This window comes from Curtobacterium sp. Curtsp22 (genome assembly GCF_059492135.1).
This window is the reverse complement of sequence record NZ_CP168519.1, coordinates 210,698-228,761: the sequence shown is the minus strand read 5'-3', so window position 1 is coordinate 228,761 and position 18,064 is coordinate 210,698. Positions and strand designations below refer to the sequence as shown.

The following is an 18,064-nucleotide window of genomic DNA, read 5'->3' as shown; positions in this document are numbered from 1 at the left end:
GGCACGGGGCGGACGAGGCCGCTTGCCGAGCGGCGTCCGTGAGCTGGAGGCGATCGCACCGATGGACGCGGGGTGAAGTGCGACACAAAGGTGCGACGCGAAGTGCGACCGTCAGATCCGAGCCCCCGCGCAACGGCACGTGGTGCTGTCGCACTGTCTCACTGATCAGGAAGAAATACTACAGACGGGCCTACTCAGGGTGCCAATACTGCGGCGAACTTCCTTCAGGACTAGTGCGACCATCACCCCTGTCCCTGCGAGCACACGGAAGCGCGCGTCGCACAGAGAGTCAACCGAGACGTGCGACACGCCTCCCCGATCAGCTTCGACCGCCGCCGGCAGGGAAAGTTTCGCAAAGCACGAAGCGCGGCGAGAACCGCGTGTTACGTTTCTTGAGCTCGGCACCGCCGGGTGCACAACTCAACAGGTATACCGACCGCTGGCAAGCGGCTCGGCGAACGCATCATGTCGCCCCCTCGTGGAGCGTGGACCGCAAGCTCGTGGCTGAGCCCGGTCGAGAACGAAACGCCCAACACAGACGAGACCCCTCGCGGGTGCGGATCGCAAGCTCGTGGCTGAGCCCGGTCCAGAACGAACAAGCCCAGCACTCAGAATCTGACGTTGTGCTCCTACTCACCAAGGAGCACCAATGGCTACGGCCACAACCGACTACATCGATCTCGCAACCGCTGGCGCCCAGAGTGCAATGAGCGCCTCGCTCTTGCGCTACTACATCCGCACTTCACGGCTGCCGGCAGTGAAGATCCGCGGCAAGCTGCACGTCGCGAGAGCGGATCTTGACGACTTCCTCGCGCCGAAGCCGGCCAGCACCGAAGACACAGCGCTTCGTGCGTGGGCTGAGAAGGTGGCCGCGAAGGCGCCACCGCTTCGACCTGAACAGGTTGATCTCATCGTCTCAACCTTCAGCTCGCTCTTGAAGGGCAAGTGAGCCAATGAGCAACAGAGAAAACCGCCCCGCCGAAGGCGAGGCGGTCTCCCACGAGTTTCGCGGCTCTGGGCGTCAGATTAACACAGAGCAGCACGATAGCGACGCGGAAGGCGCGGGACTGGAGCCGGATTTCCTCACTCGTGACGAGATCCTTCTCGGCGGCGTCGAACGCGTAATCGCGGCCTCTGCTGTGACGCCACTGACGACGCTTGGTAACGCGTGCGTGCGAGAAACGGAGCTGATTGTCGCTGCGGAGAACACGAAACGCCGCGCAATCGGCGTAGCGGCCCTCGCGCCCATCCGCGACCTCGAACCCGTGCAAGCTGCTGCACTGCTGCAGGCGAAGCTCCGAATCGTCGAGGTGACACCGAGCGGTGTTCGCAGCGATGCTGGTCTTGGGATCCTCGCGATCTACCAAGACGCCGGCGACTTCGAGGGTGCCTACCTCGACGCGGAGAGCGGCCTCCTCGAGGAGCTCGCCGGTCAACTCCGGCCGTCCGGGCACGAGGGTTGGCACAAAGAGGTGCGGAACGCACTTCGGCGGACCGTCGAGAAGGCGTCCGAAGTGTCCGATCCCGACCTGGTCCCGATGCAGAACTGCTGGTTCCACTACGCCACGGGTGAGCGGTTCGACTTCTCGCCGGACTTGGTGACCCTCGCAAAGTTCGCCACCGCCTTGCCTGACCGTCAGCCCCCAGTCCCCCGGATTGCGAACCCGGATGGCACAATCTGGGACGCAAGCGAATGGATCGCTGAAGTCGCCGGCGACCCGGAGACGCTCGACCTGGTGTACCAAGTGATTGGGATGTGCTTCCGCCCGAACGTCGTATGGCGCGTCATGGTGTATCTGAAGGGCATCGGTCTGAACGGCAAGGGGACGCTTCTCGAACTCATCCGCGCCCTTGTTGGCGCCTCGCTGACTGTGAACATTCCCCCAAGCAAATTTGGCGAGCAGTTCGCGCTCGGCCCAGCTATCGGCAAACGCCTCAACCTGGTCGACGAGGACGACGTCGGTAAAAGGGTCGAGGAGGGCTCGAAGCTGAAGCAGGTCATCTCGCACGACCCCGTTCCGATTGAGCGGAAGTATCGCGACCCTGTGACTGCAATCCTCCGGTTGAGCATCTTGGTCAGCGTGAACGAGACCCAATCTCACAAGGACCTGACTCAGGCGATGACGGACCGGCAGGTGCTGATCGAATTTCCCGGTCGGTTCGCCGCCGGGAACCGGAACGAAGCGATCAAGCAGGACTACGTGCTGCGCGCAGACGTGCGGGAGTGGTTCGCGTATCAAGTCCTCGTCGTTCTGCCGAAGTATTACAGGTTGCGGGAGTCCGAGGCCTCGAAGGACGCAAAAAGGCGCGCAATGCTCGATTCGGACAAAGTCCTCGCGTTCCATGACGAGTATCTGCACAAGTTCGAGCGGGACTTTCTTCCCTTCCCGATGCTGTACGAGCTGTTCAAGGCAAGCGAACGGCAGAACAACCCTCGTGGGTCCGTGGAAGCCGCCCGAACGTTCACTCCACGACTGAAGCGGCTTCTCGACTCCGCTGAATGGGTGGTACCCACGGGATCTTCGAAGGATCTCGAGCTCGGGCTAGCCCAATGGGTTGTCGGCCCCGAGCCGGTCCTCGCCGAGTACGCGCACCTCCCAGACGTGAAGAACTGGGACTGGGACGAATACACGAACGGTTTGACGCGGCTGATGCGAAGCAAGCGGAAGGCGCGTGGAGTCGTTCGTCGCTCCGCGTGGGAGCGCTACCTCAGCGCGGCGCTTACTCCGAGCGGCTCCGCGCGAAGCGCCGCTTGAGCGCTGCCATGGCAACGTCCCGGTAATCATTTCGAGAATGATTGCCGGGACGTTTTCGCGCGATTAGACTCAAGGCCACAGCAGAAGACCACGCAGCGGCCAGGTGACCACCGAGTCATCGAGTCTGCTTCCGGCCCCTCACGCGGCCGCACGCATTGAAGGAATACTTCGCCCTGGCGATGCGCGGCGTCCAGAACTTGGTGCTCGTCATGATCGTGATCGGCGTCTTCGCGACGGTCATCGGCGTCGGCGTCATCACTGGCCACTTCCGCGCCACCGTCGCGCAGGACTTTGCCGCCACTGTCGGTGGCCCCGCACCCTGCTCGAATTTCGGCTGGACCGACGTCGCCCGCCTCTCCGCACTCGGGTCCCGCCGTCGACTACGGTCCTGGCGAGCCGGTCTTCGCGCACCACGACGACGCGCAAGTCCCGGTCGACCAGATCACCTCGGTCAAGGACGGTCTGCGGCGGTGGCTGACGGCCTGACGACGGCCCGGGCCACCCGTCTGAGCCCTGGCCGCGCCCGGCGGCACGCCCGCTTCGGATCACGGTCGTCTACCTGCTCGCGCGGGTCGTCACGGGTGCGACGCTCGTGGCGTTCGTGAGCGTCCAGGTCGCGAACTCCTTCACGGTGTAGCGCCCAGGGCTGCTGTCGTTCTCGTCGATCTGGGACGGCGCCTGGTACCGCGTGATCGCGGCGAGCGGGTATCCGTCGACGCTGCCGGTGGACGCGTCGGGCACGTTACGGAGAACGCCTGGGCATTCATGCCCGCGTACCCGTTCCTGGTGCGCGGACTCATGGCGTTGACCGGAGCATTGTTCGAGCAGGTCGCGCTGTTGATCCCGCCCCGGCAGGGGTGGATCCCAGCCGGTGTCCGAGGGGGAGCGAAGCGGAGGATCGACAGCGGCGCAAGGCACCCGAGAACGCCCCCGACGGGGCGTTGGAGGGCAAGGAGCGAAGCGACGCAGTAAGGGCCCCAAGGAGCGCCAGCGACGAGGGGTGAGGGAACCCGGAGACCGAGCGCAGCGAGAGGCTCAGGGGTCCCGAAGGAGTGTCGGCTGTGCCGACCACAAACCAAGATTCCGACGAGCGCAGCGAGGAAGGAAACGCCGGTTTGTGCCACTCCCCCTTATGCCCTTTCTCTTCACCCCACACGTTCCGAGCTTCAGCGAGGAACTGGGCTCGCAACTGCGGTTGTGATCGGGGGAAATGGATGTCGAGACACCATCTGTCGACAGACCGGAATCCGGAGGACGCGAAGCGCGGGCTGTCGACAGGGGCATCCATTTGGCCCGGAAAGTCGGGGTTCGGCTGTCGACACGGTTTGGAACGAAGTGGCACCGTGTCGACAGACGTCGAGCGCAGCGACGTAGGGGGTGTCGGAGCCTGCGTAGACAGCCCCTTTCCACCCCGACGCCGACGCGGGCACGCGGCGGCTGTTGCTCTCGCAACAGCGCAGGTCGCAGCTCCACCGCGACCTCTCCTGCGGGTCTGATGCAGCGGCGTAGCCGCATCGAGACGACCGAGGATCGAGCGTCGTCGCAGGCCTTCCGCGACAGCCGCGAAGCGGCGCTGGGAAGCTCTTCTTTCACCCAGTGAGGGCACGACTGTGGAGTGCCCGGTGCCCCTACGAAACCGGTAGCCGATGGGGCTACCTCACCCGTCGCGATCGTGCCTCGAGCTCGGTCGCAAGCGCTGCTGCAGAGCCAGCTGCGAGCACGGCGCGCGCAGCGCCTCAGGACCCGTTGCGCCGAGCACCATCGAGCATCCTCACCCGTCCCAGGATCCGCCCCGCCGGCGCCGTCACTTCGCACCCCGACGACCCCAACGTCATCGGTCTCGGTCCCTTCACCGCATCAGGCGTTGAGAGCCCGAAGAGCTTCGTTGGTTCGCGCAGCGTTCTGGGCGCGAGCTCTCGACGTCTGGGGCAGCCCGCCTTCACCCACTCGGCATCATCAGAGGATCCAGGAGGGGCGCCAGCCCCGAGTGGGCGTGCCTCCATGCCGACAGGGCGTAGCCCCGGGAAGGCCCTGACACCATCACGCTCCGCGGCCGCCGGCGAGCAGCCGGCCCTTCCTCGGCACTCTCCTTCGGACACCCGGTCGAGATCTCGATCGTCGCAGTGCAGTCGCATCGAAGGGGGCGGGGAGCGGCCTGTCAGCCCTGGCGATCCTGACCCAGTTGAGACACCGACTGCCCTCATGCCCTTGGCCGCAGAACGGACAGGGTGCTCTTCCAGAACGAGGCGGAGCGCTAGCGACAACGAAGTGCTGGGGAGGGCTCCGTGTCCGTTCTGCGTGGGGTCTCGTAGCGAGCCTCCATCGCTTCACGCTCCCGCCCATCGCAGCCCGTCTGCAGCGTCATCGGCCGCCTCGGCGGGCGGGAATCTGTGACCAGTTCCCGGTCACGATGCGGTCGCAGAGCGGTCATCGGTGCCCGCATCGTGACCGGATGCGGACCGCGAAGCGGTCACTGCGACGGTCAGAAGGCTCGGCACGAGCCTCCGGAGCGCACTTCGGGGGCGCATCGCGACTTCTGACCCATCTGTGACCGCTTGTCGGTCACGTCGCGGTCTATCTGTGGTCGTTTGTCGGCACTCACGCCGAAATCGAGGCTCCGGCCGCCGTTCGTGGGTGGATCGTGGCCGTCCTCGGACCAGGCAGCGACCAGAGGTGGACCAGAAGCTGGACACCGCATTCTGCTGGCTGGACCGTGCGCGCGGGGAGGCTACAGACGCGTCACTCCAGCCCCTGTCCCCAGTACGGGTGCAATCTCTCGAAACGTCCTCAGAACGTCGGAGGACCGCGTGAGGATGGATGCACGGGCATGAAGTCGCAGGGACGGCTGACCTCGGTGCCCGGTCACGGACGACAGGTAGGGGACCAGGCATGACGGACATTGCAGACGCCACCTCGCGCACGCGCGACGAGTCGCTGGCGTACTTCTTGGAGGCGGAGCCGACGCTGCTCGGCGACGCCCTGATGGTGGTCGGGCAGAGCGTGCTCACCTCGGACGGCGACGTCGTCGACGTCCTCGCACTCGACGAGCGCGGCGACGCGCAGGTCATCACGGTCGGGCACGGCATCGCGTCGGCGGAGACGATCGGCAGCGTCATCGGTCAGGGTGCGTGGGTCGACGAGCTCACCGAGCGGGAGATCCGCTCGATCTTCGCCTCGCACCACCCGGAGGACTCGTTCGAGCAGGCCTTCGAGGCCGCGCTCGGGACGCCGGTTCCCGCTGCGATCAACACCCGCCAGGTGCTCAACGTCGTGGCCGCCGGCCTCGACGACGGCGCCGAGCGCGGCGCCCGCTACCTCGCTGCCTCGACTGGACGCCTGCGTGCGTTCGCGTTCCAGGAGTTCGTCGACGAGGACAGCACCTACGTGATGACGCACCGCCTGGTCTGACCAGCCGCACGCGCTCAGCGCCGGTGCGAGATGACGAAGCCCCCGCCACAGCAGCAGCTGCGAAGGGGGCTTCGTCGTTGGGGCCTCGGGTCACTCTGCGAGCGTCGCGATGGCGTGCGCCCGTAGGAAGTACTTGTTCTTGCCGAGGTCGCTGATCGTCTTGATGCGGAACGCCATCGATGAAGCGAGGACCTCGGCGCGGGGCGGTATCTGAGCATCCCTTCACCTCCAGGTAAGCTCAGCACGCCTCGCGGCACCCGAAGCGGACGAGGCAGAAAGGTCAGTCGATGGTCGACGAGAACGCAACATCTGGCCAGTCAGCCCCGCGCTACGAAACGAAGACCGTGACTACTGTCCGCGGCCTGGAAGCCCGGTCGCGAAGCAAGTGGGAATCTGCCGGATGGGAGTTTGTCAGCCAGGACGAAGGCCGCATCCGTTCCACCCTCCACTTTCGTCGCCCAAAGAAGAGCACGCCACGTTGGGTGTGGATCGCGGGCGGCTCGGTCGCCGCTCTTGCGGTCGTCGCCATCGTGCTCGGGTCGATTTTCGGTGACGACGACACGACGGAGGCCGATGCAGCGACCGCAACTGCCACGGCCGCCTCGATCACCGTCCCAGACGTCAGCGGTTTGCCGGGTGACAAGGCGAAGAAGAACCTCACCGACGCCGGACTCGAAGTCAAGTGGGATGCCGGCGACGAGTCCGTGTGGGTGGCCTCGAACTGGACGGTCGTGACGCAGAGCCCGAAGGCCGGGACACGCGTGGCTGAAGACAGCACGGTCACCTTGAAGGTCGAACCGAAGGCGGACGAGAGAGCAACACCGACCGCGACCGCGCCAGCTGCGCGTACTGAGAGTGCAGAACCGGCAGCACCGGCTCAGGCCGCTGACACGACGCCCTCGGGGCTCGACTTCGGTTGGGCTTCAACGGCTTGCCAGCAGTACGGCGAGCAGGAGTTCCCGTACGGCTTCAAGGGCCACACGCTGATCGGCCTTCTCGCCCAGGAAGTGCAGGGGGACGAGATCTACCTGAAGTTCGAAGCCGACATCACCAACGGCTACGGTGCGGAACGCAAGGCCACGGTCGAGTGCTCCGTGGGTGGGACGAACGGGTCGCCGAACGTGACCTACTTCATCGCCTACTGACAGTCGCAAACAGCCGCCAGCAACAAAACAGAACCCCCGCAGCCGAATGGCTGCGGGGGTTCGCGTCGTCGTGGTGCAGCGTGGGCTCGTCAGTGGCCGTCGACGTCGCCGGTGAGGATCGCGCCGGTGACGCCGGCGTCGAGCTCGTCGTGGAGCACGCCCACGATGAACTCCTCGGCGCCGATGGCGAGGAGATGCTGGACCACGCCTTCGTGCTCAGGCAGCCACGGCTGCCACTCGTCGTGGAGAAACGCCTCGATCTGTCCGTTCTCGTGCACGAGGATCGCGCCGACGTTCTCCTTGATCCCGTCCTCGTCGAGGCGCACGCTGAGCACCAGTGGCTCAGCGTCCTCGCGGACCGGCTCGACGGTGATCTCGCCGGGCAGCGGCCACGCTGAACGCTGCAGCTCGAGGTTCGACATGTGCAGGTGCGGTTCACCCTCGGCGGTCGCGAGCTCGAGTGTGCCGTCGAGGAACTGGTCGATGACCTCGTGGACGCGGTCGTGGAGCGCGGGCTGGTACGTCCACCAGCGCTCGTGCACTGCGCGGAGCCACGCCTGCGTCTGGATCGAGGTGCCGACCGCGGCGCCGACGAGCTGGGGTGCGTTGCCGGGGAGCCCGACGACCTCGAACTCGCCCTCGTCGGTCTGGATGGTGAGCGCGCCGGTGTCCGGGTCGGCATCGACGTGAAGGATGCCCGCCGGTGCGCCGCCCCAGATGTGCGCCGGAAGCGCCGGCGGCAGAGCGAACGGCACCGCGAGGGCGGGCTCCTCGGCTGCGCGATCGAGGATCTCGCTGACCCAGGTGTCGCGGTGACGGGCTCCCTGCGTCGGAGCGTCCTCGGCGGTGCGCGCAGCGATCAGGTCCGCGGCGCGCTCGTGCGCCTCATGCGGGTCCGCGTTGACGCCGACGAGCACGCCGGTGTCTGCCCACGGGGCCAGCCCGATCGCCTCGAGGTCGTCGTCGGACAGCGCGACGTTCCACGGGGCGGGGTCGGCGAGCACGAATGCAGCCGTGCGACCAGCGGGGCCGTTCTGCACGGCGGTCATGATCGCCGGGACCAGGTGCGGCAGATCCTCGAAGCCGTGCCCGATCTCGATGCGGTCGATGATCAGGAGGTCGTCGCGCTCGAGAACCTCGGCGGCGCCGGCGAAGAGGCTGACGAACGGCCCGCCATCCCGATCAGCGCCCGTCACGACGGACAGGTAGGCACCCTCCGCGTCGGAGGTATGCAGCGCCTCGACGATCTCCTCGACCTCGTCGGGTGCGCGCACGGTGAACGCCGTGACCCGTGCGACGGGGGCGGCTTCAGCTTCGTCGTCGGTGAGCGGCACGCGCACCTCGATGACCCACCTGTCGACGTCGAACGACGGGTAACCGTCGCCGTCCTCATCCGCGATGGTGATGTGCACCAGGCGCAGGCGTCGGTCCCACGCGTTGTGCACGGCGCGGACGAGTGCTGAGTGGTCTGGTGCGTCGGAGCTCACGCGCCCACCGTACTGAGGTGCCGGCGTGCGGTCACCACCAGGTGCCGCTGAAGTGCGGCTTGTAGACGGGGAACCCGTCGGTGCCGCGGCCCTCGTATAGGAACTCCTCGTAAACGAGCTCGTGAAGCCAGCGACCAATGGTCTTGTACGTGCCTTGGCCGAGTCGGATGCGGTGTCGGTAGAGCGAGTCGGCGACGTCCTTGACCCCGAATAGGACATCGATCTGCCCGGCGATGTGGAAGAAGTACGCGACGCACTTCCACTGTTCGAGCTCGCCCGACCGACCGAGATCGCGCGGTCTGCGACCGTTGAGGAATTGCTCGATGAGCGGCGCCGCCGGGTGCGAGGCACCCCACGGAGCAGCGACCTGCAGCGCAGCGCGGATCGCCTCGATCTGAGCCTCGCGCCGCTTGCGTCCGCGTTCCCACTGCGCTGCCTGCTGCGCGCGTCGGGCCTCTTCTCGGAGGCGTTCGCGTTCGAGCCGCTCGGCGTACAGCCGGCGCTGCCGTTCGTTGTAGACCGGTAGCTCGCGCGCGTTGTCGAGCAGCTTTGCGATTCGGTCTGAGGTCAGCGCGGGACGACCGAGGCGGAAGTGCTCGAGCGGGTACACCTCGAGGACTGCACCGTCAGCGCTACCAAGCACAGGCACGTCCGGCGGCAGAGTCTCAGCGCCGATCTCGGCGGAGAAGGACGACGTCCAGGAGGTCGCAAGCGCGAGCTGCCGCGTCTCGGGGTTGATGAAGAGGAGCGGAACCCCCGTCGCCGCGACAGCGGCAATGGCGGGGTTCGGCTGGAGTATGCCTGCGTCATTGAGCTTGAGCTGCTTCCTGGTGTGGCCGAAGAGCCACACGTCGCGAACGCCACGGGCGCGGTAGCGCTCGTGGCGGTCGCTCCACGCGTCGGCGGTGAGCGGCGAGTACTGCACCTCGAACGCAACGCGCTCACCTGACGGATGCGTGATTAGCACGTCCGCGCGACTCTCACCCTCCGGGCTGGTGTACTCCTCGCGCTTGACGTGGCACTGCGGGTACTTGAGCCGGAGCCACTCTTCGATCAAGGCGCAGCCCTGCGAGTGGAAGAGCGACTCGGGACCATGGCCACCGGAGGATGATCTGTGTCGGAGGTGATCACGCTTGACGGTGCTGTGGACGGTCGTGAGCTGTGCGTCGCAGCCTGGCACCGGGCAGGTGACGTTCGCCACGACGTGGTCGTGCTGCTGGTGGGCCTGGTCGTCCTCGAGGTAGAAGAGGCCACCGATGCTCCGATCGAGACCCCACAGGAACCTGGGGTCGCCGTCCTTCTGGAACGCCGCGAGCAGCGCTGCGTGGTCGAAGGCGAAGGACTGCTCCACAGGAGCTGACCGTAGTCGGAAGCTGTGACATCGTCAGGTCCCCATCGTGGGGTGAGGTCACTTCTCGCCGGGAGATAGCGGCGCACTCCCTGAATTTCTCTGTTTCCGGGCGACTGCGCGGAGGATGACGCGACACATCTAGCTCCGGGACTGCGATCTCCTGACTTTGCAGCCATCCGCACGCCCGGGCACCAGGCGGTGCCCGTCCGTGCGGATCATCTTGCAAGGAGAGGTGGTGGGTTTCAGCCGACCTTTCGACGCTCCAAAGAGACGCTTCTTGACGGAAGCAGCGGTTGAAGTTTTCTCCAAGGCATGCGCCCCCCATCAACCTTTCGGATTCACCGAGGCTAGGCGTACGGGCGCCGCCTTCACGTAAGCAGCCGAGCGCGTCTGAGTTCAAACGTCCAGATCGAAGACGACGCCGCGGCGAAGATCTGGTGATTCATGCCACTCGGGCCGGACCGGAACGGGCGCACCCAACGCGAACGCAACACGGGGACGCTCTCCCCCGTTAGTGCTGTATGTCTCTTCCGTGAGATAGGCATCAAGCACTGGCCACGCCATCAGAGCCTTCTTTTGCACCACGGCGACGAGGTGATCCATCGCTTGCGCACGAGCAAGGGACAGGGCCCACGCCCGGTGCGCTACGGCTGCAAGCTCGGTCGCATCCATACCTGCCTGGTAGGACTGATTCACTGACACAAATACAACAGCCATGATGTGGCTCCTATCCGCCGCAAAAGCGAGCGAGTCGCGGCGTTCGCCTGAATGCGATCGCCTTGGTTCGGAGAGTAGCACGACAGCCTCCAATCGGACGAGCAACCGTCCTGCTGAACAAAACGAGGGATGGGCGAGGTTTCAGACCTCCCCCGCTCCCACGCTGATCGGCGCTCCCGACCGGCGACGGTCACTGCCCCGGCCCAGACCCACACCCGGTACGACGAACCGTCGCGCCGGGTGACCTCGACCTGACGAGCGCGATCGGTGTAGGCGGCGACCACAGCACGCTCTCGCACGGACTGTTCCGGGAAGCGCAATGAGACGTCAACGGGCTCACCATTCGTGACCTCGCTGACGGGATCGTCCGCGAGCTCGTCCTTAGTCAGCGTGACCGGCCGAGGGCGCGTCAGGAACTCGTTGATCGCCGACCTGCTGACGTCTGTTCCGTGCCTGACGTTCTTACCCATGAGACCAGTCGAACGTTTGTTCGACTACTTGGCGCACTGGCGGCATGGCTGATGCGTTCCTCGAGCGTGGTCAGCTCAGCAGCGAGCGTGGTCGTTGTCCGAGCACCCAGGCGTCAGGCTGTACCCGCCCGCGTTCCTCGCTCCTTGTCGTTCGCGAGACGGATCGTAAGCCGGGGTGACCAGGCATCAACTGCGCCGGGGCTGGCAGGCCCGAGCGTACTCAGCGTCGATCGGTGTCGATTCGCAACTGGATTAGGTTCATGTCCACGGCATCTCTGAACCTCTCCTGATCGCGTCGGCTGGCTGATCGACCCACCCGGCTACCGATGATTGTCGGAGGTGGGCCGTCCTCGTCCACGGAAAACCACCAGTGCGCGCATGACTCAGCCGCGTCCTGGAACGAAGCTGCGCCAGCGTCGACGAGCGCGTTGCCGTCGTCGTCGAGCGCGATCCATCGATACCCGTCCTTCGAAGACCTCACGGCAATCTCCACGAAGGCCATTGCATCACGGTGCGTGCCACAGGGGTGGTCAAGGCACTGAGCGATGCGCTTCCAGCCTCGCTGAATCGCTACGCTCAGGCCATGTTCCTCGACGTGCCTCGCGGCTTCCGCGACCCGGAACGTGTGACCGAGCGGCGGCAGCTGCTCACCACCGCCGAGCACACCCTCCCGCTCGAGGCGTGGGCCCGCGACGTCGAGGACCGCCGGCGCGCGCGTCAGCCGGAGATCGTCGTGCCGCACTTCGATCCCGCCGAGACCGGCGTCCGATCGCAGGTCCTACTGCTCCTCGAAGCACCGGGCCCGAAGACCGTCCCGGAGTGGGGCGGCTCCGGCTTCATCTCGGTCGACAACGACGACCCGACGGCACAAAACCTCTGGCGCACGCGCGACGAGGTCGGCCTCCACCGCGGTGTCCTCGCATGGAACATCGTGCCCTGGGTCCTGGGGCGCGCGTCCGTGAAGCCGACGCCGGTGGACCTCGCTCAGGGCGCTGTTGAACTGCGGGGGCTCCTGGCGCTCCTGCCTGACCTCCGCGCGATCGTCCTGTCCGGCCAGAAGGCTCAGACGGGATGGGACGCCTACCTCGACCTCGCGATCGGCGATCGCTACCGAGTGCTGCGCACGGTGCACCCGGCCGGCCAGTCGTTCGCGCAGGCCGGCGCGAAGGAGCACTTCGTCGCGACGCTAACTAAGGCCGCGACGTTCGTCGACCAGGTCGACAGCTGACATCAGCCGAGCGGTCGCGGATCCTGTGTAGCGTCGCGGCATGAACTGGTGGGAAGCTCCGTGGTGGGCCGGAGTGCAGGGCGTCACCTCCATTCTGGGTGCCTTCGCCATCTCGATCGCCGTCGCGGACTTCATGATCCGCGCGAACCGCGAACCTCCGCGCGCCATGTCGTTCTCGGTCTCGCGCGACCGAGGCTGGATCCGAGACCGGTCAACGACTGGCTCGACGTCACGGTCACGGCCCGGCCGATGGGTGAGCACGTCTTGTACGAGCCGCGCTGGCGCGTGTGGGGTATCGAGCGCATGGAGATCCCCGACCTGCCACCGGTGCTCGACGTCCGCTCGGGCCCCGAGACCCTCGAGCTTCGGGTGCCTCGCGATCTCCTTCCGTCGGTGTGGGTCGGCGTCGAATGGGTCGTCCCCCGTCGCTACGGCTCCTTCGCTGCAGCCGCCCGCGTCGAGGTGAAGGAAGACGGTGCCTACGAGCGCTGGGAGATTTTCCGCTGGTGGCGATGGCCCCGGAAGGAAGCCGGTCGCTGGATCCGAGGACGCGACATCAGCCGGCGAAGTCCGCTGCGCGGTCCTCGCTGATCTTCATGCAAAGCGCACCCGCGCCGCTTCCGCAACGAGGTCGTCCTCGCCAAAGAGGAAGTGCTCGCGTCTGAGGTTGCACCACCGGTGCACAGCGCGGAGGTTGGCGAGCTCGTCACCTCCACCGTCGGTCACTCGAACGATGTGGTCGACAGCCGGCGCGCGATCGTCGAACGGTAGCGCTTCGCGGTTGATTGGGATGTAGCAGATCTGGCACACCCAGCCATCGCGCTCAAGGACGATCGCCCGGTTCCTCGCGAACTCCGATGACACCTCGCGCGCTCGCGGCCGAGGAGCCGGGCGACGCCTCGAGACAGCGTCGCCTCGAGCTCGCTGGCACGCCGAACATCCACAGCCGACCGGCCTTCCGGACTCGTCGATGATCTTCCGTCGGCAGCCCTCGTGCAGGGCCGCGAACGCGGTCGAGACCGCTTCCCACTCGCCCCTGACGCGCGCGACGAACTGCTCATCGAAGCTCAACGCGATCTCCTTGTGGCATCCGTAGCAGTGGCCGGAGCGAGCCGCCAGGTACACCAGCCGACACTCGTTGACGCAGTACTTCCGGTTCCGCAAATGCGTCGGGTACTCGACGCCACAGCCGCCGCATCGGAACGCGGTGAGTGGTCGGTCGGCCGCGAGAGGGCGAGGCATCGGGCTCCGATCGTCGAACTGACTCCTCATGAACGTAGCGGTGCCGCGTCACACCGTGAAGTCGCTCAACGCAACTGCTGAGTTCTCGCGCCCGTGACCAGCGTCCGGGGCTCACAAGTCCCGGAAGTACCCGAGGTAGACCCACGCACCAACGTCGCAGCTGCTGCCGACGTCCAGTCGTTGACTGCCATCGGCTGGAGTGACCAGCCGCACCTCTTGCGACACCGGCCCCTTGCCCGACCAGTCGTGTCGCTCCGGGTAGTCGGACACCGCCGACTCCACGAAGCCAGCACGCTCCGCGTCCTGCAGCTGCGCGCTCACGTCCGGAACGCAGGCCACCACCCACGCCTCGGACGCCTTGATCAACGACCTGGCCCCCGATGCCTCGAGCTGCGCGTCCGTCGGCAGTCTGACGCTGAACCTCTTCTCGATCGACGTCCGCCCGAGGTGACTGCACTCGCCCTTCAGCGGCTCGCAGATGCTGCCGTCGTCGGTCTCTTGCGGCCCCAACGCCCGGTGCACCGAGGCGCCGACGCTGAACACGACTGCGGCGACTACGCCGCCGAGTAGCAGCACGAGCGCAACGAGCATGCCCACCAACCGGAGCGCGCTCGGCGCCTGTTCGTCCCGCTCCCCCATCCGACCACGGTAACCGGATGCGCAGCCGACGAGGCGATTGCTAGGCGGATCTGTTGGTGCGCGTCTTGTGCGCCAAGAGCGCAGGCAGCGCCGCGAGTACTGCGCCAGTCACCCACAAGAGCGGCGATGCCGAGAGGCCGCCATCGGGCGCTGTGCTTGGGCCAGCGCGCACATACAGGACGGCGTCGACGGCGAGAACCGCGGGGACCACAAGGAGTGTCGTGGTTCCCAGCCAAGCGGACCGGCGCCGGCCTGTTCCGAGGACCGCACAGAGCGCAAGAGCTGCACCAGTCAGGGCCGTGATCACCACGAGCACCATCACGCCCGGAAGCCCCGTCAGGAGAACGGCGACCGCACCTCCATGCGTGAGGTGCGCCGCGACGGCGCCGACTCCGGCTGCCAGCAGCACGTGCAGCCAGGGTCTTGTCCCAGCGCGTCCGCTGCTCACTGTGTCCCCTCGAGTCACGGCCCGATCCTCGCACGCCGTGCGGTGTCCGACCGTGCACAGGGTCTCAAAAGCCGATCGCGTAGCGGACATCGTCGTGACGGAAGTCGCGCTGGCCAGAGCGCGGGCGTGGAACACTGCCGGAGTGATCAAGAGCATCCAGGTGGAGTTGAACATCCACGGACAGCGTGGCTCCTCAGCGAACGTGACAGAGCTCTTGGCCGTCACCCCCGATGAGCAGTACGAGATCGGTGACCCGAAGGGTGACGGTCCCCGAGTGTTCGACGTCTCCATCTGGAACTTGTTCAGCAACCACCACATCGACGAGATCCGGGCAGCGCACGGGCAGGACCCGTGGGGGCGGGTGCATTGGATCTTGCAGTTGCTGCCACAGAACGCAGCAGGTCTGTTCGCGACTCTTCGCGGCGATGGCTACTCCGTCACCCTGTCCGTGGTTCTGATCACCGACCACAAGGAGAACACCTTCACCGTGCCGGCGGAGACGTTGAGGCAAGTGGCCGCCGCGGGCCTGGATCTCGAGCTGACGCCCGTGTCGACCAAGCATGTGAACATCTCGTACGACGAAGTCTGGTGAGCTGTGGCGACGTCAGTAGTAGCCCGGGCAACCGTCCGCTTGTCGATCGGCAACCGGACGCTTCCTACGGGAAAGTGCGGCGCTGTCGCGCGACGGTGGGCACGATGACGACGGCGCAGAGGATGAGCGCTGCGGCGATGAAGATGCTGGCGAGGGTGAGTGCGCTGTGGGTACGTCCGACGACTCCCACGACGCCGGTGCCGGTGGTCAGGGCAGTGGAGGCGGCGACGAGGACTGCGAGGCCGAGGGAGCTGCCGAGCTGGTGGGCTGTGTTGACCAGGCCTGAGGCGGCGCCGGCGTCGGCGCTGGTTGCGCCGGCGATGCCGAAGCTGGTGAGGGGTGCGAACGCGAGGCCTTGACCGGCACCGATGACGACCATCGGGGCGGCGACGGCGAGCAGGAACGACGAGTCAGCGGTGGCTTGCGCGAGCCAGAGCAGCCCGATGCCGGTGAGGGCGATGCCGGCGATGAGGACGATGCCGCCGTGAATCTGGTGCAGGAGCCGTGGGACGGCCATCGCGACGGCGAAGTTGACGATGCTCATCGGCAGGAATCCGAGGCCTGCCTGCAAGGGGCTCCAGCCGAAGGCTTCCTGCAGGAACTGGGTGGTGAAGAAGAAGAACCCCATCATCGCGCCCATGTACAGGAACCGGACGGCGTAGGCGCCGGAACGGGTGGCGCCACGGAACAGTCGCAGCGGCATGATCGGCTGCGCGGCACGCCACTCGTTGACCACCAGGAGGACGAGGACGATCACGCCGACAGCGACCGCGGTGATCGTCACGGGTGATCCCCACCCGCGGGTGGAGGATTCGATGACGCCGAAAATCAGGGATCCGACGCCGACGGTGGAAGTCAGCGCGCCGAAGACGTCGAAGCGGCCCGGGGTGCGGGGCGTTTCGATCAGGAACCGGACCGCGAGGATGAACATCACGACACCGATGGGGAGGTTGATGTAGAAGCCGGCTCGCCAGGAGATGAGGTCGGCGAAGACGCCGCCGACGACCATGCCGAGGCTCGCGCCGATTCCCGCGACCGCCGAGTACAGGGCGACGGCGCGGCCGCGCTCGTGGCCCTCCTCGAAGGTGGCGGTGATGAGCGACAGCGACGCCGGTGCGAGAATCGCGGATCCGATGCCCTGCAGGGCACGGGCGGCGATCATCCACGCTTCGGACTGTGAGGCACCGACCAGGCCGGATGCGACGGTGAAGATCACCAGGCCGATGAGGAACATGCGGCGGCGGCCGACGATGTCGCCGGCGCGGGCGCCGAGCAGCAGCAGACCACCGAACGTCAACGTGTACGCGTCCTGCACCCACGTCAGCCCCGTCTGGGTGAACCCCATGCTGCGTTGGATGGTGGGCAGCCCGGTGAAGATGATCGAGTTGTCGAGGATCAGCATGAAGTAGCTGATGAGGATGATCGCAAGGATCGCGGTCTTGTGGACGGCGACGGCGTTCGTCCCGGTTCGCGGCTGCAGGGTTCCAGTGGTCACGGCATCGATGCTCCCGCCGTCCACGCCCGGCTGACAGGTGCTGCTATCCCCTGTTCCGCGGGTATCCCCTGCACTCGCAAATGCGGCCGAAACAGGTAACAGCAGCCCCCGTCACCGCCGCAATATGCGACCTACCGTCGGAGGCATGGACAACCTCACACTCAACAACGGCGTCCAGCTGCCGCCCATCGGGTTCGGCGTCTTCCAGAGCTCTCCCGAGGACACCGTCGACGCGGTCCGCACCGCGATCGAGGTCGGCTACCGCCACATCGACACCGCCGCCGCGTACGGCAACGAACGGCAGGTCGGCGAGGGGATCCGCGCCGCCGGCATCGCCCGCGACGAGATCATCATCGAGACCAAGGTGTTCCCGTCGGACTACGGCTACGACGAAACCCTGCACGCGTTCGAGAAGTCCACTCGGAAGCTGGGCGTGGACACCCTCGACGTGTTCATCCTGCACCAGCCGACCCCGGATCAGTTCGACAAGACCGTCCAGTCCTACAAGGCGCTCGAGCAGCTCTACGCCGACGGGAAGGTCCGCGCGATCGGTGTCAGCAACTTCATGCCGCACCACCTGCGGTCCCTGCTCGAACAGACCGACGTGATCCCGGCGCTGAACCAGATCGAACTGCACCCGTACTTCACCCAGGCCGACGTGCAGCGCGCCGACGCGGAGCACGGCATCCTCGACCAGGCATGGTCCCCGATCGGCGGGATCACGTTCTACCCGGGCTGGGGTGACCAGCGGGTCAGCGTGATGGACGACGACACGATCAAGGCGATCGCTGCGGAACACGGGAAGACCCCGGCGCAGGTGATGCTCCGCTGGCATGTGCAGCAGGGCCGCAGCGCCATCCCGAAGTCCACGAACCCGTCCCGGATCGCGGAGAACTTCGACGTGTTCGACTTCGACCTCACCGCCGAGCAGCTCACCGCCCTCGACGGGCTGGATCGCGGCGTGCGCAACGGCCCCGATCCGGACGGTGACTCCTCCCGCTTCGTCGGCCGCACCATCCCCGAAGACTGACACCACCCCCACTGCAGAAGGGCCCGACGCGTTACTCGCGTCGGGCCCTTCTGCAG

Annotated in this window: 15 protein-coding genes; 8 read left to right on the top strand and 7 right to left on the bottom strand. The window is 66.4% G+C overall.

The window, feature by feature from the left end; translation table 11 throughout:
- Positions 1–649 precede the first annotated feature (649 nt).
- Together ACEN8D_RS01070 and ACEN8D_RS01065 are read left to right on the top strand one after the other, a co-directional pair.
- Complete coding sequence (locus ACEN8D_RS01070) at positions 650–949, top strand: helix-turn-helix domain-containing protein (protein WP_413398172.1); 300 nt, start codon at positions 650–652, stop codon at positions 947–949.
- A gap of 4 nt (positions 950–953) precedes the next feature.
- The gene (locus ACEN8D_RS01065) at positions 954–2,756 is read left to right on the top strand and encodes a phage/plasmid primase, P4 family (protein WP_413398173.1); all 1,803 of its coding nucleotides are present in this window, start codon (positions 954–956) and stop codon (positions 2,754–2,756) included.
- A 555-nt stretch (positions 2,757–3,311) separates the two neighbouring features.
- Here ACEN8D_RS01065 and ACEN8D_RS01060 read toward each other — a convergent pair.
- Positions 3,312–3,497: a hypothetical protein gene (locus ACEN8D_RS01060; protein ID WP_413398175.1), complete on the bottom strand. Its 186-nt coding sequence runs from the start codon at positions 3,495–3,497 to the stop codon at positions 3,312–3,314.
- 2,148 nt (positions 3,498–5,645) lie between these two features.
- On the opposite strand from ACEN8D_RS01060, the gene ACEN8D_RS01055 reads away from it, so the two are divergent.
- Complete coding sequence (locus ACEN8D_RS01055) at positions 5,646–6,164, top strand: hypothetical protein (RefSeq protein WP_413398176.1); 519 nt, start codon at positions 5,646–5,648, stop codon at positions 6,162–6,164.
- A 287-nt stretch (positions 6,165–6,451) separates the two neighbouring features.
- Positions 6,452–7,309, top strand: coding sequence for a YPYG domain-containing protein (locus ACEN8D_RS01050; RefSeq protein ID WP_413398177.1), 858 nt, complete (start codon positions 6,452–6,454; stop codon positions 7,307–7,309).
- 89 nt (positions 7,310–7,398) lie between these two features.
- Here the strand turns inward: ACEN8D_RS01050 and ACEN8D_RS01045 are convergent, their stop codons facing one another.
- The 3 genes from ACEN8D_RS01045 to ACEN8D_RS01035 form a co-directional block, all read right to left on the bottom strand.
- The gene (locus ACEN8D_RS01045; RefSeq protein ID WP_413398178.1) at positions 7,399–8,796 is read right to left on the bottom strand and encodes a hypothetical protein; all 1,398 of its coding nucleotides are present in this window, start codon (positions 8,794–8,796) and stop codon (positions 7,399–7,401) included.
- Positions 8,797–8,827: 31 nt separating this feature from the next.
- A complete protein-coding gene (locus ACEN8D_RS01040; RefSeq protein ID WP_413398179.1) occupies positions 8,828–10,147 on the bottom strand; it encodes a competence protein CoiA family protein in 1,320 nt (439 codons plus the stop codon).
- Positions 10,148–11,554: 1,407 nt separating this feature from the next.
- Entirely contained in the window at positions 11,555–11,836 is a 282-nt protein-coding gene (locus ACEN8D_RS01035) for a hypothetical protein (RefSeq protein WP_413398182.1), read from the bottom strand.
- An 81-nt stretch (positions 11,837–11,917) separates the two neighbouring features.
- Between ACEN8D_RS01035 and ACEN8D_RS01030 the strand changes: the two genes are divergently transcribed.
- Positions 11,918–12,562 carry a uracil-DNA glycosylase gene (locus ACEN8D_RS01030; RefSeq protein ID WP_413398183.1) on the top strand — a complete coding sequence of 215 codons (645 nt, stop codon included), beginning with the start codon at positions 11,918–11,920 and terminating at the stop codon, positions 12,560–12,562.
- Between the two features lie 249 nt (positions 12,563–12,811).
- Positions 12,812–13,153, top strand: coding sequence for a hypothetical protein (locus ACEN8D_RS01025; RefSeq protein WP_413398184.1), 342 nt, complete (start codon positions 12,812–12,814; stop codon positions 13,151–13,153).
- Between the two features lie 3 nt (positions 13,154–13,156).
- Here ACEN8D_RS01025 and ACEN8D_RS01020 read toward each other — a convergent pair whose 3' ends face one another.
- Together ACEN8D_RS01020 and ACEN8D_RS01015 are read right to left on the bottom strand one after the other, a co-directional pair.
- Entirely contained in the window at positions 13,157–13,804 is a 648-nt protein-coding gene (locus tag ACEN8D_RS01020) for an HNH endonuclease (protein ID WP_495601118.1), read from the bottom strand.
- 111 nt (positions 13,805–13,915) lie between these two features.
- Positions 13,916–14,443, bottom strand: a complete 528-nt coding sequence (locus ACEN8D_RS01015) for a hypothetical protein (RefSeq protein ID WP_413398186.1) — start codon at positions 14,441–14,443, stop codon at positions 13,916–13,918.
- Between the two features lie 590 nt (positions 14,444–15,033).
- Between ACEN8D_RS01015 and ACEN8D_RS01010 the strand changes: the two genes are divergently transcribed.
- The gene (locus ACEN8D_RS01010) at positions 15,034–15,483 is read left to right on the top strand and encodes a DUF4279 domain-containing protein (RefSeq protein ID WP_413398187.1); all 450 of its coding nucleotides are present in this window, start codon (positions 15,034–15,036) and stop codon (positions 15,481–15,483) included.
- A gap of 64 nt (positions 15,484–15,547) precedes the next feature.
- Here the strand turns inward: ACEN8D_RS01010 and ACEN8D_RS01005 are convergent, their stop codons facing one another.
- The gene (locus ACEN8D_RS01005; protein WP_413398188.1) at positions 15,548–16,978 is read right to left on the bottom strand and encodes an MFS transporter; all 1,431 of its coding nucleotides are present in this window, start codon (positions 16,976–16,978) and stop codon (positions 15,548–15,550) included.
- Between the two features lie 145 nt (positions 16,979–17,123).
- Here ACEN8D_RS01005 and ACEN8D_RS01000 point away from each other — a divergent pair, with 145 nt between their 5' ends.
- On the top strand, positions 17,124–18,008 hold the full coding sequence (locus ACEN8D_RS01000; protein ID WP_413398189.1) for an aldo/keto reductase: 885 nt from the start codon (positions 17,124–17,126) through the stop codon (positions 18,006–18,008).
- Positions 18,009–18,064 lie beyond the last annotated feature (56 nt).